The sequence below is a fragment of the Salinimicrobium catena genome (genome assembly GCF_900102915.1).
Classification (GTDB): domain Bacteria; phylum Bacteroidota; class Bacteroidia; order Flavobacteriales; family Flavobacteriaceae; genus Salinimicrobium; species Salinimicrobium catena.
Genome location: NZ_FNGG01000003.1, coordinates 119447 through 138153, shown reverse-complemented (window position 1 = coordinate 138153; position 18707 = coordinate 119447). Strand labels below are relative to the sequence as shown.

The window sequence follows — 18707 nt, the reverse complement described above, 5'->3', positions numbered from 1 at the left end:
AGAATTACATTTAAATATAAGGATCAAAGAAATTTGATCCTTTTTTATGTCCTGATCTTTCTGAAGACTTTGACTCAATCCCTCTAAATGAGCAAGAATTTCCATAAATTTCCGCTTCAAAACGAAACCCTACAATTTGAAATATATAATTTAATGAAGATGATGAAAAAACTTAAATTTTTAGCGGTCTTATGGCTCGTCGCAAGCAGCAGTCTTTTGGCCCAGGAATTAGAATCTCCTAACGGCCAACTTGAAATGGAGTTTTCCCTGCTGAAGGACGGAACTCCCACCTATGATCTGGAGTACAAAGACAAAGATGTAATCAAACAAAGCAAATTGGGGCTGGACCTGAAAGAGGAGAAAGACCTGCTGAAGAATTTTACAGTTGCCGACGTACAAACTTCAACCTATGATGAGACCTGGGAGCCTGTTTGGGGCGAGCAAAAGGAGATCCGCAACCACTACAATGAAATGGCAGTGACCCTGCTTCAGGAAGATACAGGGCGAAAAATGATCCTTCGCTTCAGGCTTTTCAACGACGGGCTTGGTTTCAGGTATGAATTTCCGCAGCAAAAAAGTTTAGGACATTTCGTGATCGATGATGAAAAGACCCAGTTCGCCATGACCGGTGATCACACCGCTTTCTGGATCCCGGGAGATTATGACACACAGGAATACGATTATACAGAGTCAAAACTTTCAGAAATAAGAGAAAAGATGGAAAGTTCTATTACTGCGAATCTTTCCCAAACCTCCTTCTCTCCTACCGGGGTGCAAACATCTCTAATGATGAAGACCGATGACGGCCTTTACATTAACCTTCACGAGGCAGCACTGATAGATTATTCTGCAATGCACCTGGACCTGGACGATGAGAACATGATCTTCGAAGCCTGGCTTACACCAGATGTTAACGGAGACAGGGTTTATATGGTCGCGCCGGCTACCACTCCATGGAGAACCATTATTGTGAGTGACGACGCCCGGGATATCCTCGCCTCAAAAATGACCTACAACCTTAACGATCCAATCGCCATAGAGGATCCTTCCTGGATCAAACCTGTAAAATATATCGGCGTTTGGTGGGAAATGATCACCGGGAAAAGCTCCTGGCATTACACCAATGATTTCTCTGCCGTTAAACTCGGAGTTACAGATTACGAATCGGCAGAACCAAATGACACACATGGTGCAACAACCGAGCACGTGAAGGAATATATCGATTTTGCTGCCGAACATGGTTTTGACGGGGTGCTGGTCGAAGGTTGGAACATTGGCTGGGAAGACTGGTTTGGCCACTCAAAGGATTATGTCTTTGATTTTATGACCCCTTACCCTGATTTTGACCTGGAAGAAATTCGTGATTATGCGAAAAGCAAGGGAGTGGAAATGATCATGCACCATGAGACCTCCTCTTCTGTTCGAAATTATGAGCGTCACATGGATGAAGCTTATCAATTCATGAAAGACAATGGGTACAATGCCGTTAAAAGCGGGTATGTAGGAGATATACTGCCGCGGGGAGAGAACCATTACAGCCAGTGGCTGGTAAATCATTACCAGTACGCCTTAGAAAAGGCTGCCGATTACGAGATCATGGTTAACGCCCACGAAGCCGTTAGACCTACCGGGATAGCCCGTACTTATCCAAACCTTATCGGCAACGAATCTGCACGCGGCCAGGAATACCAGGCTTTTGGAGGTTCAAAACCCAACCACGTCACGGTGCTTCCGTTTACCAGATTGATAGGCGGACCAATGGATTATACTCCCGGGATCTTTGAGATGGACATCAGCAAACTGAACCCTGACAACGATTCCTGGGTGAACAGCACCATAGCCAATCAGCTGGCATTATATGTCACCCTTTACAGTCCGTTGCAAATGGCAGCCGATCTTATCGAGAACTATGAAAGATTCCCTGATGCCTTCCAGTTCATCAAAGATGTGGGAATGGATTGGTCTGAAAGCATTTACCTGGAAGCAGAGCCGGGAGATTATGTGACCGTAGCGCGCAAGGAAAAGGGAACTGACAAGTGGTTCGTTGGAAACGTGAACGGAGAAACTCCGCGGACTTCAAAAATTAAATTTGATTTCCTTGATAAAGGTGAAAAATATATAGCCACCATTTATTCAGATGCCAAAGATGCGCATTACAAAAAGAATCCGCAGGCATACGAGATCAGGAAAGTGGTGGTGACCAGCAAGTCAAAGTTATCGCAGAAGTCGGCTCCGGGTGGCGGTTACGCCATCAGCATAGTTCCCGCGGAAAAAGGCGAGACCAAAGGTTTGAAAAAGCTGTAAAAAATCAGCTTCTTAGTAATAATGAAGAGCAGGCAGTTTGCCTGCTCTTTTTTTTGACAAAATGTAGAACCTGTATTTTCCTGAAGTTTTTGTATTTTGAAGCAACTAATCAGAATTATAGATCATGAAAACAGCTTCCATACTTAAAGACCTGGATTTTAATGAGAACAAACCGGCCGTACAGGTGCTTCTTGAGACCGACAGCAGTAAGGAAATTCGCATTGCTATAAAAAAAGGGCAGGTAATGAAAGAACATAAGACTCCTTACCCCATCGTAGTGGAGATCTTTGAAGGTTCGGTCAATTTTGGGGTGAATGGCGAAAGCATGCTGGTGAGAAAAGGAGACCTGCTCTCCCTGGAGGGAAATATTCCGCATGACCTGCGGGCCGAAGAAGACAGCGTGATACGACTTACCCTTACCAAGGCCGACAGTGCAGAGCGGGTAAAAGGAGTAGCCGATCAAAAAGAGTAAAAAAATCAGTTTCAAGGGCTTAGAAAGGCGAGTTCAAAAACAACGATTTTCCCTTTGAAAATTACAAATAAGCTGCTTAATTTGCAGTTCAATTCGGGATGTGGCGCAGTCCGGTAGCGTATACGTCTGGGGGGCGTAGGGTCGCAGGTTCAAATCCTGTCATCCCGACGAATCGCGTAATAAGCGATTACAAAGCACTGTTAATCTGTTGATTTTCAGTGCTTTTTGTTTTTAGGGATATCAGATAATATCATCTAAAATCAATAGTTTGGTGAATGATTCGGTGAATTAAAATTTACACTTTATTCCGTAACTTCAGAAGGTAATTAGCAGAATTAAATTTGTTCTTCAAGAAAAATTTCGTTTAACCCAATACCTTCGCAATGCCTGATTTTACTACCTTTTCTGTATTATTCTTCGTAAGAAATACGAAAGATGACAAATCTAAACTCTCTGTTTATGCACGGATTACTGTAAACGGAAAACGAACAGAACTCAGTTTAAAACGAACTGTACCGGTGAATTATTGGGACACTTCCAAAGGACGAGGAAGAGGAACTTCTCCAATAATTAAGAAACTTAACCAATATCTTGATCAGGTAAATGCCAGGTTTTTAGACTGCCACAAAGAACTTTGTGCTGAAAATAAGGTGATCACCGCTAAAAGCATTAAAGCTCGATTTCACGGGACGGATGCCCGAACAAAGACTTTAATGGAGTTAGTAGACTACCATAATAAAAAAATGGTTTCCATTCTTAAACCAGGTACTCTGAAGAATTACCGCACAACAGAAAAGTATCTTAAGGAATTCTTAGCCATAAAATTTAAAAGTGAAGATATCTTTCTTTCTGAACTCAATTATAAATTTATTACAGAATTCGAAATTTTTATTAGAACCTACTCCCCTTTTAAAGATAGGAAGATCTGTTCCAATAACGGAACCATGAAACATCTGGAACGTTTGAAAAAAATGGTACGGTTAGCTGTTAAGCTGGAATGGCTTCCGAAAAATCCATTTATCAATTATCAACTCAAATTCTCAAAATCAGACCGACAGTTTCTTAACGAACATGAATTGGAAAAGCTGGAAAATACGCAGTTTAGACGAGGAAGTCTCGAAAGAACCAAAGATATATTTCTTTTCTCCTGCTTCAGTGGATTGTCCTATATTGACATTAAGAATCTCTCACCTAAGCAGCTTTTAACTGGGTCTGATGGTAAAACATGGATTTACACAAAAAGGGAAAAAACGTCAGAAACAGTCAAGATCCCTCTTCTTTACCAGGCTCAGGAGATCCTTTCAAAATATCAGAAAACTGCAAATGATGATGAACGATTATTTCCGGTGGTTTCTAATCAGCAGATCAATTCTTATTTAAAGGAAATTGCTTCTGCCTGTGGGATTCGGAAAAAAATTTCCTTCCATTCTGCACGACATACATTTGCAACTACAGTTACCTTATCTAATGGAGTACCCATAGAAACCGTTTCCAAACTTTTAGGACATTCCAAACTTTCTACCACCCAGATCTATGCAAGAGTACTGGAGGAAAAAATCAGTACAGATATGGAAAATCTGTCTTTAACCTTTAAAAGAAAACGAGAAGAAAGATTAAACAGTAGAGAGTGATTTTCAACATTCCTTACTGCATGTAATTCTCAAGAAAATGTTATCTTTTGCCATCTTTTCCCATTTTTGGTAATAATAAGTGGTTTTATCTTTTTTGTTATGATAATTGAGTAAACTCTTCCTTGTTTTAAATATTTAATGAAAATAATCTAACTATACTCCTTCCGTAATAAAAAGCGAAACCAAAATCCATAGATGAATATGTGAGGAAGATGAAGAACCATCAAGCTGGATGAAATAATGGAGCTCATGACCGATGCAATGGAGGAGTTTAAGAAAGGTCTAATAAAGTTGAAGAAGTTGCCGAATGGCCTTCATAATAGAATCATTTCTGTTACTATCGAGCCTTTGGATAAACAATTAAAATTTTTCTTTCAGCACCAAGAGAAAAGAGATATTCTGACTGCCGAAGCACTAAAGGCCATTAATCAGAAATTAAATAAAGCTTACATATTCTCTAAAAGTTTGTGAATTCTGTTTAAGAGTTTTTTAGTTATACTAGTGACTGTGATAAGGCACCTAAACTTTCTAGTCGCAGGTTCAGAAAAGGTAACACCTGGCAGCAATCCAAAAATAGAAGAAGAAGCAATATTTTTTAAGTATCTTCTGGAAAAACCGGAGAAAATGGCCGATTCACAAGATTGATCCTAAACCAGAACTCACCATAATGCGCCCTATACTGTTTTTACTTCACGCTTAACTTCCGTACGCTATAAAAACAGCACAGGATCCAGCGCCAGGTAAGTTATGGTAGATTTGGGGGCTTAAACAAATAATATCAGCCGATTAAATCTGCTTATTTCTTCTTCCCCACCACAACAGGAACCCCGAAACCGGTAGACCTGCAATAAAAAAACTGCCTAAAAAAACTAGTATTTTTCCCCCTAACCCAAAATATTGCCCGGTATGAAGCCCATAGCTCATTTCCTGCAATTTAAGTCCATTACTTTTATCTCTATAGAAATGCTCCTGTAAAAGATCACCGCTTACAGGATGAAAATAAAAATTCGACTGATGGTCAAAATGTAGGGCTTCTGGATAGGCACCGGTAATTGTGGGCAAGTCTTTCCCTTGATCCCATACAAAGAACATCCCACTCTGGGGATATATTGCGAAGGTCTGTGCCATTGCCTTGTCAACAACAGGAACTCCAGAATCCTCGGCTTCCTCACTTATTTTCAAAGAGATGAAATCCGCTGGGTATTCCTGTCCTAGATTTCCAATTTGGTAAAAAGTACTGTGCATCCATTCATAAGAAAAGCTTAGGCCGGTTATTGCCAATAGCAGCCCAAGTATAGTGACATAGAGACCAGTTGTTCTGTGCCAGTCATAATTAACCCTTCTCCACCTGGCTTTCCATTTTATGGTCAGATGTTTTTTAAGATTTTTTCTTTTCTTAGGCCACCAGAGAATGATTCCGGTTATAAGCATTATGATAAAAATAATGGTGGATATTCCCACTACCTGCTTTCCTACTTCCTCTGGAAGCATGAGGTGCATATGTAGGTCTTCTATAATGAGGAAGAAATCCTTTTCAGTATTCTGAATATGTATAATTTCCCCTGTATAGGGATCTAAATAGATATTGTGTAAGGTTCCTTCTAAAAAGGTAGCTATATGCGCCGGCCTTTCCCGGTCCTGGTAAACAACCATACTTACATCTGCCCCCGGAAAATGCTCCTTCACTTCTTTTTGCAGGAGTGATGGAGGTACAAATTCCTGTTCTCTTGGTTCTATTTTTCTCCAATCCTGAGTAAGGTCGCGAATCTCATCATGAAAAACGAAAATACAACCGGTAACTGCTACAATAAAAACAACAAGCCCCGAAGTAAGGCCTAACCAAAGGTGCAGCTTCGCTGCCCAGAGTTTATATCTCTTTTGTTTTTTCGCTTTCGACATCACATAAAAAAAAACGTCCGGGCAAAATTAAATTTCTCCGGACGGTTTTCTTAGTTTAATTCAAATTAAAAATTATAGGTAAAGCTGGCCGCAAAGTTTCGTGGAGCCTGAGGGTTGATCGTTGACCAACCATTGTAATACTCTTCGTCACCAAGATTGTTCAGCTTTAAATTGAGGGAGAATTTTTGAACATTATAAAAAACCGCTGCATTTAACACAGTGTATGATGGAAGGGTAAAAATCCCTCCAACCTCTCGGTTAAAGATCATGTTCTCACTTGCGTAATTACCCCCAAGACCAAATCCAAATCCTTCCAGTGTTCCTTCATGAAACCTATAGCTTGCCCATAGATTAGCAAGATCCTCAGGTCCTGCAGATTCCGGTCTTCTTCCTAAAAAGTCGGTTTGATCAGATACTGTCAATTTGCTGTCGTTATGGCTATATCCTGCTATAATGTTTAATCCTTCAAAAGGAGTCGCAGTAATACTGGCTTCAAACCCACGGCTGTAGCGTTCTCCATCCTGCACATAAAAGAAAGGTCTCCCAGTCTCTTCCATTACAATATTCGACACCTGTATATCATAATAACTTATTGTGGCTGCAATCTTGTTGCGTATAAGATTCAACTTAGTACCAACTTCTAGCTGCCTTGCTCTTTCGGGCTCAAAAGTAACAGTCGTTGTTTGCCCTTCAGCAGGGTTTCCTTCCTGGCCTGGAGCTATGTTCCTGAAGCCATCCATATAATTTCCGAAAAGGGAAACTCGTTCCAAAACAGGTTGGTAAACAATTCCGAATTTTGGAGAAAGTGTGGTTTGACTGTGAGAATCATTTTCAAACCTGTCTACCCTTAAACTAGCCATAGCAGAAATTTTTGGGGTAAAATTGATTACATTAGAGACATAAGCACTGTAGACATCCTCTTCAACCGTATTATTGTTCAGCTGCGAATTTGCAAGCAAATTATTGGCAGCTGCTACAGAAAGGATTCCGTTATCATTATCACTTATGTAAGCAGAAGGATCAAATATTCCATAAACACTTTCATTCACATTTTGAAGACTGGCATCACCAATATAGACATTCCCATTGGCGACATATCCCGAACTGTTATCGATCACTTGTCGGTTATAATAATCCAAACCTACCACCATACGGTTTCTCATTCCTGCTACAGTAAATTCCCCAATGAAATTTTGCTGAATGTCTGAAGTAAGCGTAGTGGAATTTTGGTGATTCATATATCTTGTAAATACAAGCCCCTCATCAAGGTTTGTTACAGAACCTTCAACTTCTTCTCTTTCCTTGAAGAAGCGGGTAGTTTCATACAGATATGTATAATGTCCTTTTGCCTTCGCTGAAGCGCGAGACAAAACAGTCTGGGAAAGCCAATTATCAGAAAGCTGATAATTCATTTGCCCCTGAAGACTATAACTAGGATTTTTGAGAGTTAATTCATTACTTGTATAAGAAAGGTTGGGATTATATCCTAATTCTTCAATATTAGTAGCAGTAAGAGGGGCGCCTCTATCTACAAATAACATCGTAGGGTTGGTGCTTTCTCCTGTATAAATTTCTGTATTTACAAGAAAGGACAAACGATCGTTTACGGTATAGCTCAAAGAAGGTGCTATAAAGAAAGATTCTTGAAACCCTAAATCCTGGAAACTATTTTGCTTATGATAAGCAGTGTTCACTCTTAGGGCCACTCTCCCGGCTTCATCAAGAGGAGTATTAACATCCGCAGTCACACGGTTTAAACCGAAACTTCCGATAGTATAGGAAATATTTCCTCCAAAATAATCATATGGCTTTTTAGTCACGATATTGATAAGACCACCATACGAAATCAAGCTGCTTCCATAAAGGGTTCCAGACGGCCCCTTGATAACCTCAATCCTATCGATATTCGCAGGGTCTGGACTACCATTAGTGACTCCGGGCAAACCATTCACTAGGGTTGGCTGAACAGGAAAACCTCTCAACGAATAATATCCAGCTCCATCATTCCCACGACCAGTAGATTCCCAAAGCTTAGAAATACCTGGTGCATTTCTGATGGCATCATCAAAGTTAGTAACTACCTGCTCTTCTAAAAGTTCGGTGGTAATTGTATTATAAACCTGAGGGTTTTCAATATCCTTCAATGGTAATTTAGCGACGTAGGGAGTCTTACCTCTCGCAAATTCATTAATGTTTCCATTGGCTCTTACTACAACCTCTTCTAAATCCTGTTCTTTATTATTAAGAATTATGGCAGGAACAGTAGTGGTTGCACCACCCTGAACAGAAACTGCAAGTTCCCTGGTTTGAAATCCTACATAAGATATACGAAGGTTATAATTGCCGGTAGGAACATTCTGAAGGAGAAAACTCCCATCCTCCTCCGATTCGGTTCCCATACCTGAATTTGGAATAGTAATATTAGCATGCGCAATTGCATTACCATTTTTATTGATAACCGTTCCCTTTATATTTCCTGTTGTTTGGCTAAAACTCCACTGTGTTACAAATAGAAAAAAACTCAGCAATATGTATTTCTGACTCATGTTTTAAGGATTAACTTTATTTAGATTAAATGTAAATAACAGCGCAAATGTAGGAACCACAACCTACAAAAGAAAGCTTATTTATAATCTTTATAAATAAAATTGTTTTAAAAAAGTTTCATTGTCAGAAAATCAACCCATTAACTAATTAATTTTAACAATCTGCGCATTTAAGATTTTGAAGTTGTTGAGGACATCTGAGGAAACTTCATCCAAAAATTAAAATCCGTCGGCCAACGAATGTGATGAAAAACATTTACTCTTGATAAGCCAAAATAGGTTTGGATATGACTTTCTTTTTTTTAATTGTTCGTCCATACCACAGCAGAAACCCCGTTATCGGAAGAGAGGCACAAAGTAAACTTATAAAGAAGGCAAGAACTTTCCCCGGGATTCCCCCAATAGCTCCCACGTGAATGTCGTAATTCATGCGCAATACTTTTTCCGGAAAACCGGCTTCTTCATATTTACCATATAAAGTAGGTGATGAGATTTCTTGCAATGATTTGTTGTCGTAAAAACGATAATCGGCATCGTAATAAACCCCGTCCTGATAACCAATCTCTACATATATAGCGTCAGAAGAGGCATAAGGATAATGGAATTCAAGATCATTTGCCTGTGGATATTCCTCTCTAAGATCATAATATAATTGATCAATAGGCTCCAGCTTTCCAGCTATTCTAGAACTATTTTCATAATTTTTTGACAACCGCCATAAAGCTTCCTTTTCTCCCCCAAGACCATAATATACAGCAGCTCCAAAAGAATCAAAAGCCATGACCAATCCCGTATATATAACGATGATCGCAACAAAACTTACATAAAAGCCTACAACAGAATGGAGATCATAATTTTTTCTTTTCCACCGCGTGCTCTTTTTCCAGTCAAAACTGAACTTCTGTTTGCGTTGTTTCCGCTTTTTTGGCCACCAGAGCACAATGCCACTAATTAACATGAACGCAAAAATTACCGTACTCCAGGCTACTACTTGTTCACCTATAAATTTGGGCATCCAAAGGTACCTGTGCCCTTCAAGTACAAAAGGAAAAAAACCCTTCAAATTATTATCTATCTCAAGTACTTCCCCCGAATATGGATGCAAATAAACAGTTTGATAAAATTCCGGTTCCAGTTCGTAAAAAATAACCTTTATGGGATCGTTCTGAGCCTCATAAAGTGTCCCATGAATCAATCTTCCCGGAAAAACCTCATGCGCCAGTTCCTTTGCTTCAGAAGGTAAAATTACCGGCAGATTCTGCTTTTCAATGGTGGGTAGAGTAGAAGTAAATTTGTTGATCTCTTCCTGGAATGCCCAAAGACAGCCGGTAACAGAAACAATAAAAACCACAAGACCACTAACCAAACCTAAATAGAGATGGGCCTGACGAATCAATTCTTTAAATGCGACGGAGGGTTTCCTTTTTTTCATAAGTACATGCAATGGTAGTTTAGACTAAATCTAAATAAGATGTAAAAGTATACAGGTTCATTCGTTTTTGCAAGTATTCTTCCTTTTCACATCCTCAGATCCTTTAACTTTTGGTAAATTTAAAAGAGTTATCTAATTTCCATGATCCATGAATCAACGTACATCCAGATATAACAATGAAGAATTTCTGGAGTTTAAGAAGCTGATAATGGCAAATATTCATTCGGCACAAGAACAATTGGAGCAATATACCCAGGCATACATTAATACCAGTACAAATGACGATTCAGATCCTGCCCCATTGTTCCCCCAAAAAGAAGGCTCTGAAGCTTCTAACAAAGAAGCCGGTTAATCGTGTAATAATATTTAAACTTGCTTATACTATGGCAGAAACCTAAAAAAGGAAGCGAAAAAATTTTCGCCTCCTTTCACACAATTCAACATCGATTAATTAAAGTACTAAAACGATTCAATATAGTAATTCTCAAATTTATAAGGAATTCCCAGCTCCTCCCTCCGTCGGTCATTCATTTTCCAATTCCAAGAAATTCCGATCTTTAAAAAACTTGAGCCGCAATTCTCTTAATGTTTTTACTCTTTCCCATGGAATAATAATGAAGAACAGGCACTCCCGCAGCCACCAATTCTTTGCTCTGCTGAACACACCACTCTATGCCCACCTCCTGTACCTCTTTATTACTTCCGCACTTTTCCACTTCCCTGATTAACTCATCAGGAAGGTCCACATGGAACCGATGAGGGATAAGACTAAGGTGCCTCTTTATCGAAATGGGTTTCAAACCGGGAATAATAGGAATGGTTATCCCGTTTTCCCGGCATTTTTGTTCAAACTGGAAAAACCTCTCATTATCAAAGAACATTTGTGTGACGATATACTCTGCGCCCGCCTCCTGTTTCGCTTTAAGGTTCTGGATATCCCGCTCCAGACTCGGAGCCTCCATGTGCTTCTCGGGATACCCGGCTACTCCGATACAAAAATCTGTGCAGTGACCGTTTTCCAACGCTTCATCAAGAAATTTCCCCTCGTTCATACCTGCTACCTGCTTCACAAGTTCACCTGCATATCGATGTCCGTCTGCTTCCGGTGTAAAATATAATTCACTCTTGACGGCATCCCCTCGCAGAGCCATGACATTTTGAATTCCCAGGAAATCCAGGTCGATCAAAAAGTTTTCTGTATCCTCTTTTGAGAAGCCGCCACAAAGAATATGCGGAACAGCATCCACTTTATATTTATTCTGGATAGCAGCGCAAATACCCACCGTTCCCGGTCGCTTCCGTACAACTCTTTTTTCAAGCAATCCTTTTTCTCTTTCGATATAGACGTATTCTTCCCTGTGGTACGTAACGTCTACAAAGGGTGGTTTGAAGTCCATCAGGGGATCAATTCCGTCAAAGATACCTTGAATATTATGCCCCTTCAAAGGGGGCAGGATCTCGAAAGAAAACAATGATCTTCCTTTTGAAGCTTTTATATGTTCGGTAATCTTCATTTTTTATTCTACTGTATTTTAAGCTCTTATTCTGCTATTGAAGGATTAAGCCATTTTTTGGCTGTTTCAAAGCTGATTCCTTTTCTCTCAGCGAAATCTTTCACCTGGTCTTCTTTAATTTTACCCACTCCAAAATATCGGGCTTCGGGATTAGCGAAATAATATCCACTTACACTTGCAGCGGGCCACATTGCCAGACTATCGGTCAGTTTTACACCAATCCTCTCCTCTACCTTCAGTACTTGCCAAATACTTATTTTTTCCAGGTGATCAGGGCAGGCTGGGTACCCCGGCGCCGGTCGGATACCTTTATACCTCTCCCTGATCAATTCTTCGTTACTCAAATTTTCTTCAGGAGCATAGCCCCAATCATCTATCCTGATCTTTTCGTGGAGATATTCAGCAAAAGCCTCGGCGAGCCTATCGGCAAGGCCTTTGATTAAAATGGAATTGTAATCATCGTGTTCTGCTTCAAATTGTCTTGACAGTTGTTCTGTACCAAAGCCCGCAGTAACACAAAAACAGCCCATATAATCCTGGATTCCTAATTCTCGTGGTGCTACAAAGTCGGCCAGCGCGAAATTTGACTTTCCTTCGTGTTTATCCAGCTGCTGACGGAGGGTGCGAAAAATCATTGTTTTTTCTTCGGAATTCTCCCGATATCGAATTTCAATATCGTCAACATTAATCGTATTCGCAGGAAAAAGACCATAAACAGCTTTTGCTTTTAGCAGTCTCTCATCAAAGATCCTTCTCAGCATTTTCTGTGCGTCAGTAAAAAGCGTTGTTGCTTGTTCCCCTACCAGCTCATCTTTAAGTATTTTGGGATATCTCCCGTGCAATTCCCAGCTCCTGAAAAAAGGGGTCCAATCGATATATTTTTCCAGCTTCTCCAGTTCCAGGTCCTCAATGACGTGGATCCCTGGCTTTTGAGGTGCGTGAATCTTCGATTGGTTCCAGTCAATACAAAATTTATTAATCCTTGCCTGCCCTAAACTTAAAAAAGATTTCACCTTACTCCTTTTGCTAAAATTCTGGCGGAATATTTCATAATCGGATTTAAGGTCATCTATATATTTTTGACGAGTATTGACCTTTAGCAAGTCCCCCACCACAGTAACGGCACGCGAAGCGTCATTAATATGAACGACGGCGTTCCTGTACTGCGGATCAATTTTCACTGCCGTATGAGCCTTTGAGGTAGTAGCCCCACCAATCAACAAAGGAACGCTGAAACCCTGCCGATCCATTTCCTTCGCCAAGAAAACCATTTCGTCGAGTGACGGTGTGATTAATCCACTTAGGCCAATAGCATCAACGTTTTCGGTCTTGGCCGTTTCAATGATCTTTTCCGGCGGTACCATTACCCCCAGGTCAATGATCTCATAATTATTACAGCCCAGCACAACGCTCACGATATTTTTCCCGATGTCGTGCACATCTCCCTTTACCGTAGCCATAAGAACTTTCCCAGCCGAGCTCCTTTTATTCTTTTTGTCGGCCTCAATGTACGGCAGCAAGTATGCCACCGCTTTTTTCATCACGCGGGCCGACTTTACCACCTGTGGTAGGAACATTTTTCCGCTTCCAAATAGATCTCCCACTACATTCATTCCGGTCATCAGAGGGCCTTCAATTACATCCAGTGGTCTGTCACTCTGTTTGCGTGCCTCTTCCACATCTTCAACTATAAAAGAATCTATTCCCTTCACCAAAGCATGGGTGATACGTTCCTGTAGGAGCTTTTCCCTCCAGGAAAAGTCTATTTTACTTTCTTTTTCAGTGCCGACCACTGTCTCGGCAAACGAGAGTAGCCTTTCAGTTGCGTCATCCCTTCTATCAAGGATTACATCTTCCACATGCTCCAACAAGTCCTCTGGAATGTTATCATACACTTCGAGTAAAGCAGGATTTACGATCCCCATGTTCATTCCCGCCCGTATAGCATGATAAAGAAAGACAGAATGCATGGCTTCGCGCACCGGATTATTTCCGCGGAAAGAAAAGGAGACGTTACTCACTCCCCCGCTTAAACTCACATGAGGAAGATTCTTTTTCACCCAACGAGTGGCCTCAAAATAATCTATGGCATTCCGTCGGTGCTCTTCCATTCCTGTTCCCACCGGGAAGATATTCAGATCAAAAATGATATCCTCGGGCGGAAATTTCACCTTCTCTACAAGCAGTTGATAGGACCGTTTGGCAATCTCCACGCGACGCTCATAGTTATCTGCCTGCCCCACCTCATCGAAGGCCATGACGATGACCGCAGCCCCGTAGCGTTTGATCCTCTTTGCGTGCGTGAGGAACTCTTCCTCCCCTTCCTTGAGGCTAATTGAATTCACCACGCATTTTCCCTGTACAACCTGTAAACCCGCCTCCAGGATCTCCCATTTGGAGCTGTCGATCATTATAGGCACCCGGGCAATATCGGGTTCTGCAACCAACAGGTTCAGGAACTTAACCATCGCTTCTCTTCCTTCAATTAACCCGTCGTCCATATTGATGTCTATGATCTGTGCACCACCCTCTACCTGCTCCCGGGCCACAGATAGGGCTTCCTCAAATTTTTCTTCTTTTATAAGCCTCAGGAATTTCTTTGAACCTGCGACATTCGTTCTCTCCCCAATGTTTATGAAATTGCTTTCGGGGGTGATTACCAGGGGCTCCAGCCCAGATAATTTAAGAGGTCTGATTTCTAGCATCCTTTAAAGTTGTCGTATGTTAACTCTCTTTTAATCACTCGTGGCTTATAATCTTTTGCAACTGCGGCAATGGCTTGAATATGTTCCGGAGTTGTTCCGCAGCAGCCGCCCAGAATATTAACCAAACCCCTCTCGAGATAGTTTTTGATCTGATTCGCCATATCCCACGGGGACTGGTCGTACTCCCCAAATGCATTTGGGAGCCCCGCATTGGGATAAGCCGATACACCGGCGGCAGATTTTTGGGCCAGTACCTCCAGATATGGGGTAAGCTGTTTTGCTCCCAGCGCACAATTGAAACCAACGCTTAGCAGATTCATGTGGGAGATGGAGATCAGGAAGGCCTCTGCTGTTTGGCCAGAAAGAGTTCTTCCTGAAGCATCTGTAATGGTACCACTGATCATAACCGGAATATCGTTATCCAGTTCTTCCTTAAGCTCATCAATAGCAAAAAGCGCGGCCTTGGCATTCAGGGTATCGAATACCGTTTCCACCAGCAATACATCCACTCCCCCGTCTATGAGCGCACGGGCCTGTTGTTTATAAGCAATCCTAAGTTCTTCAAAAGAAATAGCACGAAAGCCGGGGTCATTTACATCTGGACTCATGCTCGCCGTTTTATTAGTGGGCCCCATGGCCCCCGCTACGAAACGCGGTTTTTCAGGATCTCGCGAAGTCACCTCTTTCGCCACCTCCTTCGCTATCCTGGCCGATTCGAAATTCATTTCGTACACCAGTTCCTCCATTTTATAGTCTGCCATCGCAATGGCAGTCCCTGAGAAGGTATTGGTTTCTACTATGTCTGCACCAGCTTCAAAATATTTACGGTGTACATCTGCAATGGCCTTAGGCTGTGTAAGAGACAACAGATCATTATTGCCCTTTAGGGAAACCGGCCAGTCGGAAAAACGTTTTCCGCGGAAATCTTCTTCGGTGAATCGATACTCCTGCAACATAGTACCCATGGCACCATCCAGGATGAGAATTTTTTTAGAGAGTACTTCTTCTATTTTTGACATGTTATTGCATTAAAATGCTATCAAAAAAGAAGGGAAAGGATATTCTTTTTGTTATCTATCCGCAGAAAAAGCGGTAGAATTTAGCACCTTCTCCAGAAGGAGGGTTGCCAAGGCTTCAACGGGTCTATTCCCTCAACCTTTCTTGATAACGAAAATTCAAAAATTTAAATGAACTGGAAAACGCAAATATGGGAGTTCTAATTGAAAACTGCAAGTTCCATAACAGGTACTATTATCACTTTTTTTTCATGGTGGCCTAAGGGCGTAAGAAAATCTTGAAGATCAGTATCTCAGGAATTGACCTTGATCGGGCAGGGGGCAAAAAAAACGGCTATACACAATGACAGCCGTTGATTTCTTTAAAAATAACTTTTTAGATAAGCTGATTAATAACTGTATTTGAAAATCGTTCCATTTCCTCCAATTGCGGGCTCGCCTGTAACAGGAAAAAATCCACCCCAATTTTTTCAAAAGCGACTATCTGATCCTGAACCTGTGCAGGAGTCCCTGTGAGACCGGTTCTAAGACCACGATTAGAGACTGAATAATCTTTTTTTGAAAGTTCATTTTCAAGTTGAGTATTTTCCACCCATTGCTGGTAATTTTTGTAACTGGCCGAAGAAGCCTCAACATTGGTAATTCTTTCAATCTCTTTCTTAACCTCCTGCTCAGTTTCACGAACAATGGAATAAGCAGCCACCCCAAACTTCATTGGCGGCAGTCCTAACTTTTCCCTTCGTTCCTTCATGCCTTCAATTCGCCTTGCTATTCCTTCGGGAGAGTCACCGTGCATTACATATCCATCACACTGCGTACTAATCATAGTTTTGGCAGCTTCAGATTCCCCTCCGGCATAAAGAAAAGGTTTTTTACGTGGTTTTGGCTGCAGCACGTTATCCTGTACCTGATAATACTTACCGTTAAACGAAACGTGATCCTCCTGCCACAGCTTTGACAGAAGTTCAATCCATTCACTGGTCCTGGCGTAACGGTTGTCATGTTGATCAAACTCGATGCCGTATTTTTCGGCTTCAGCTTTCCACCAGGATGCCACAACGTTTAGGGATATTCTGTCATTGCTGATATGCTCCAGGTTAGCAACCGCTTTAGCAAGTAGTGCAGGGTTGTGGTAAGTAGGCCTAACGGCTACCATGATTTCCAGTTCCTTGGTCACAGCAGCAAGAGCTGCGGCTGTAGACCAGGCATCCAGGGAGGGCGCCTCCTCCCCTTTTATATCATTTAAATAATTCGGCGATCAGGGAAAGGCTATATCCCCAGTCTTCACTTTTCTGGGCAAGCTGTTTTATATAGTCCCAGGAAATTGACATTTCCTCCTCGTTTACATTTCGCAACCATCCACCAAAAACGGGTAACCAGTATCCAAACTTCATATCGCTACTTCTAATTTTTTATTTGTTTCTTTTTCCAGGAAATCCACCAGTTTTCCATGTGGATCAAATCCAATTACATTAACTGCATCAGCCACAAAGTTCGACATCGCGTTAATGTCGTAGTAGTATAGTTGTCCATCACGGTCATCAATGATGTATTCTATACCCCCTACTTCAATTTCGGTTTTACGCATGATCTTTTCAATATTATTGATAATTTCCTGGGGCGGAGTAAAAGCCTCTACTTTGAGACCGTTCTTTGCCGCGTCCACGGCACAGGCATTGCGAACAAGTTCCTGTCCATTGGTGGTTTGGCAGATGTCTGCCGGACAAAGATTAAAGCTATCGCCGGAAGTATAGACCTTTATACCATAAAGATATTTTCCCTGAAGAGTTTCAACCCTATGGATATGACCTCCCCTGGCCGGAATGAATTCCTGGACCAGAGCAGTATGATCAAGTCCTAGATCAATATTTCCTTCAGAAACCGCCTGGTGAAGCTCCTCGGCGCTGTTGTAGCGCACAATTCCTGCACCACTTCCTCCTATGTTGGCTTTTACCACAATTGGGAAACGCAATTCCCTGCTTGCCTCCACAGCCTGTGACGCATGATTAATCACCACAGCTTTTGGATAAGACAGCTCTAAAGAATCAAGCAAGCTGAGTTGGAGAGCCTTGGAAATTTCGTACCTCCAGGCCTTTGAACCATTTATTACCCGCACGCCCTTACTCTCAAGATAACTGAGAAGGCTCGTGGTATAAAAAATGGCCTGTGTATTGTCGCGCAGGTATGCCGACGGACTCATTCTGTTAAAAAAGACTTTATACGACAGATCCTGCTGCTGCATGAAAGGACTAAAGCTATGCGCTGCTGCATTATATATTTTATATGGAAGTTTTCTTTTTTCTAGCTCTGAGAAAAGAGGCTTGAACCAATCTGGATGCTCGTGGAAAATTGCAAGGGTATTTCGTTTATAATTCATTTTACATTAACTGTTTGGGCATTATTTGTTTCTAAAGGAAAAATCCACAGTTTAATTCTTTGAAAGTGTTTTCCCGTTTATCATATTAAACCTACCAATTAAGTAGGTTTCAAGGCAAAAGTAATGGTCCTGGTAAAAAGAATCTTCTTTTTAGCCATTCAATTTTCATTTTTAACATATTATTGGGAATTTATTTTCCTCTTGTCCTGCGCAATATCATCCAGGGTATTCTCACCCAATACTCTCAAGGTGCTGTCCCTCACCTGGATCATAAGGGCATGTACTGAGCAGGCAGCTTCATCAGGACAATCTTCACACCTCTCATAGTAATTAAGGCTAACACAGGGGACCATCGCAATAGGTCCTTCCAACTCTCTGATCACATCTGTCATTTTTATTTGTGAAGGGGGGTTCATCAAATAATATCCCCCACCCTTTCCTTTTCTCGAACCCAGAAAACCAGCTTTTCGAAGACTGATGAGGATATTTTCCAGAAATTTATGGGATATGTTTTCACATTTAGCAATCTCGGCGGTTTGCACAGGTTCCCTTTCAGCCTTTCTTGCCAGATGAGCCAGTGCTTTTATTCCATATTTAGTCCTTTTAGAAAGCATCGTCACAAGGTAGAAATATTTCGGCAATCTTAGAATTTGAAAGAGTCTTATCTCTTTCTCCAGAACGCCGTCCCAAAATGGTAAATTCTTTTTCGATACAAAAAAACCCCTTCAGGGAGAAGTGAATACTTCTGCATTCCCAAAGAGGTTTCCCCTCTACGATTAACCAAAAGAAACTATGATTACTGTTTAATTTC

15 protein-coding genes, 1 tRNA gene and 1 riboswitch are annotated in these 18707 nt (G+C 41.3%); of the genes, 6 read left to right on the top strand and 10 right to left on the bottom strand.

All coding sequences use genetic code 11. The annotated features are described in order from the left end of the window. Nucleotides 1-162 precede the first annotated feature (162 nt). The 5 genes from BLS64_RS08385 (at nt 163) to BLS64_RS08365 (ending at nt 4878) form a co-directional block, all read left to right on the top strand. The gene (locus tag BLS64_RS08385) at nt 163-2304 is read left to right on the top strand and encodes a glycoside hydrolase family 97 protein (RefSeq protein WP_093113276.1); all 2142 of its coding nucleotides are present in this window, start codon (nt 163-165) and stop codon (nt 2302-2304) included. 124 nt (nt 2305-2428) lie between these two features. Further along, on the top strand, nt 2429-2776 hold the full coding sequence (locus BLS64_RS08380; RefSeq protein ID WP_093113075.1) for a cupin domain-containing protein: 348 nt from the start codon (nt 2429-2431) through the stop codon (nt 2774-2776). Between the two features lie 94 nt (nt 2777-2870). Then, nucleotides 2871-2944: transfer RNA gene (locus BLS64_RS08375), tRNA-Pro, on the top strand. Nucleotides 2945-3159: 215 nt separating this feature from the next. Further along, nucleotides 3160-4407, top strand: a complete 1248-nt coding sequence (locus tag BLS64_RS08370) for a site-specific integrase (RefSeq protein WP_093113074.1) — start codon at nt 3160-3162, stop codon at nt 4405-4407. 222 nt (nt 4408-4629) lie between these two features. Continuing rightward, nucleotides 4630-4878 carry a DUF6730 family protein gene (locus tag BLS64_RS08365; RefSeq protein ID WP_317039635.1) on the top strand — a complete coding sequence of 83 codons (249 nt, stop codon included), beginning with the start codon at nt 4630-4632 and terminating at the stop codon, nt 4876-4878. Between the two features lie 315 nt (nt 4879-5193). Here BLS64_RS08365 and BLS64_RS08360 read toward each other — a convergent pair whose 3' ends face one another. From BLS64_RS08360 to BLS64_RS08350, 3 genes are all read right to left on the bottom strand, one after another. After that, nucleotides 5194-6306, bottom strand: coding sequence for a PepSY-associated TM helix domain-containing protein (locus tag BLS64_RS08360; protein WP_093113072.1), 1113 nt, complete (start codon nt 6304-6306; stop codon nt 5194-5196). A gap of 65 nt (nt 6307-6371) precedes the next feature. Then, nucleotides 6372-8852, bottom strand: coding sequence for a TonB-dependent receptor (locus BLS64_RS08355; RefSeq protein WP_093113071.1), 2481 nt, complete (start codon nt 8850-8852; stop codon nt 6372-6374). Nucleotides 8853-9108: 256 nt separating this feature from the next. Next, a complete protein-coding gene (locus BLS64_RS08350; RefSeq protein WP_093113070.1) occupies nt 9109-10284 on the bottom strand; it encodes a PepSY-associated TM helix domain-containing protein in 1176 nt (391 codons plus the stop codon). A gap of 148 nt (nt 10285-10432) precedes the next feature. Between BLS64_RS08350 and BLS64_RS08345 the strand changes: the two genes are divergently transcribed. Further along, nucleotides 10433-10636: a hypothetical protein gene (locus BLS64_RS08345; RefSeq protein ID WP_093113069.1), complete on the top strand. Its 204-nt coding sequence runs from the start codon at nt 10433-10435 to the stop codon at nt 10634-10636. A gap of 205 nt (nt 10637-10841) precedes the next feature. Here BLS64_RS08345 and metF read toward each other — a convergent pair whose 3' ends face one another. The 7 genes from metF to BLS64_RS08315 form a co-directional block, all read right to left on the bottom strand. Then, nucleotides 10842-11798 (bottom strand): methylenetetrahydrofolate reductase [NAD(P)H], encoded by a 957-nt coding sequence (gene metF / locus BLS64_RS08340; protein WP_093113068.1) that lies wholly within the window; start codon nt 11796-11798, stop codon nt 10842-10844. 26 nt (nt 11799-11824) lie between these two features. Next, complete coding sequence (gene metH, locus BLS64_RS08335; protein WP_093113067.1) at nt 11825-14503, bottom strand: methionine synthase; 2679 nt, start codon at nt 14501-14503, stop codon at nt 11825-11827. Then, nucleotides 14497-15522, bottom strand: coding sequence for a homocysteine S-methyltransferase family protein (locus BLS64_RS08330; RefSeq protein WP_093113066.1), 1026 nt, complete (start codon nt 15520-15522; stop codon nt 14497-14499). The genes metH and BLS64_RS08330 overlap by 7 nt, the downstream gene beginning before the upstream one ends. Nucleotides 15523-15570: 48 nt before the next feature. After that, nucleotides 15571-15674, bottom strand: a riboswitch (SAM riboswitch). A gap of 221 nt (nt 15675-15895) precedes the next feature. Then, nucleotides 15896-16732, bottom strand: coding sequence for an LLM class flavin-dependent oxidoreductase (locus tag BLS64_RS08325; RefSeq protein ID WP_256325193.1), 837 nt, complete (start codon nt 16730-16732; stop codon nt 15896-15898). 25 nt (nt 16733-16757) lie between these two features. Then, a complete protein-coding gene (locus BLS64_RS15270; RefSeq protein WP_218124606.1) occupies nt 16758-16913 on the bottom strand; it encodes a hypothetical protein in 156 nt (51 codons plus the stop codon). Next, nucleotides 16910-17896: an ATP-grasp domain-containing protein gene (locus BLS64_RS08320; protein WP_093113065.1), complete on the bottom strand. Its 987-nt coding sequence runs from the start codon at nt 17894-17896 to the stop codon at nt 16910-16912. Before BLS64_RS08320 ends, BLS64_RS15270 begins: the two co-directional genes overlap by 4 nt. A 179-nt stretch (nt 17897-18075) precedes the next feature. Next, entirely contained in the window at nt 18076-18510 is a 435-nt protein-coding gene (locus BLS64_RS08315; RefSeq protein WP_093113064.1) for an RrF2 family transcriptional regulator, read from the bottom strand. Between the last annotated feature and the right edge of the window lie 197 nt (nt 18511-18707).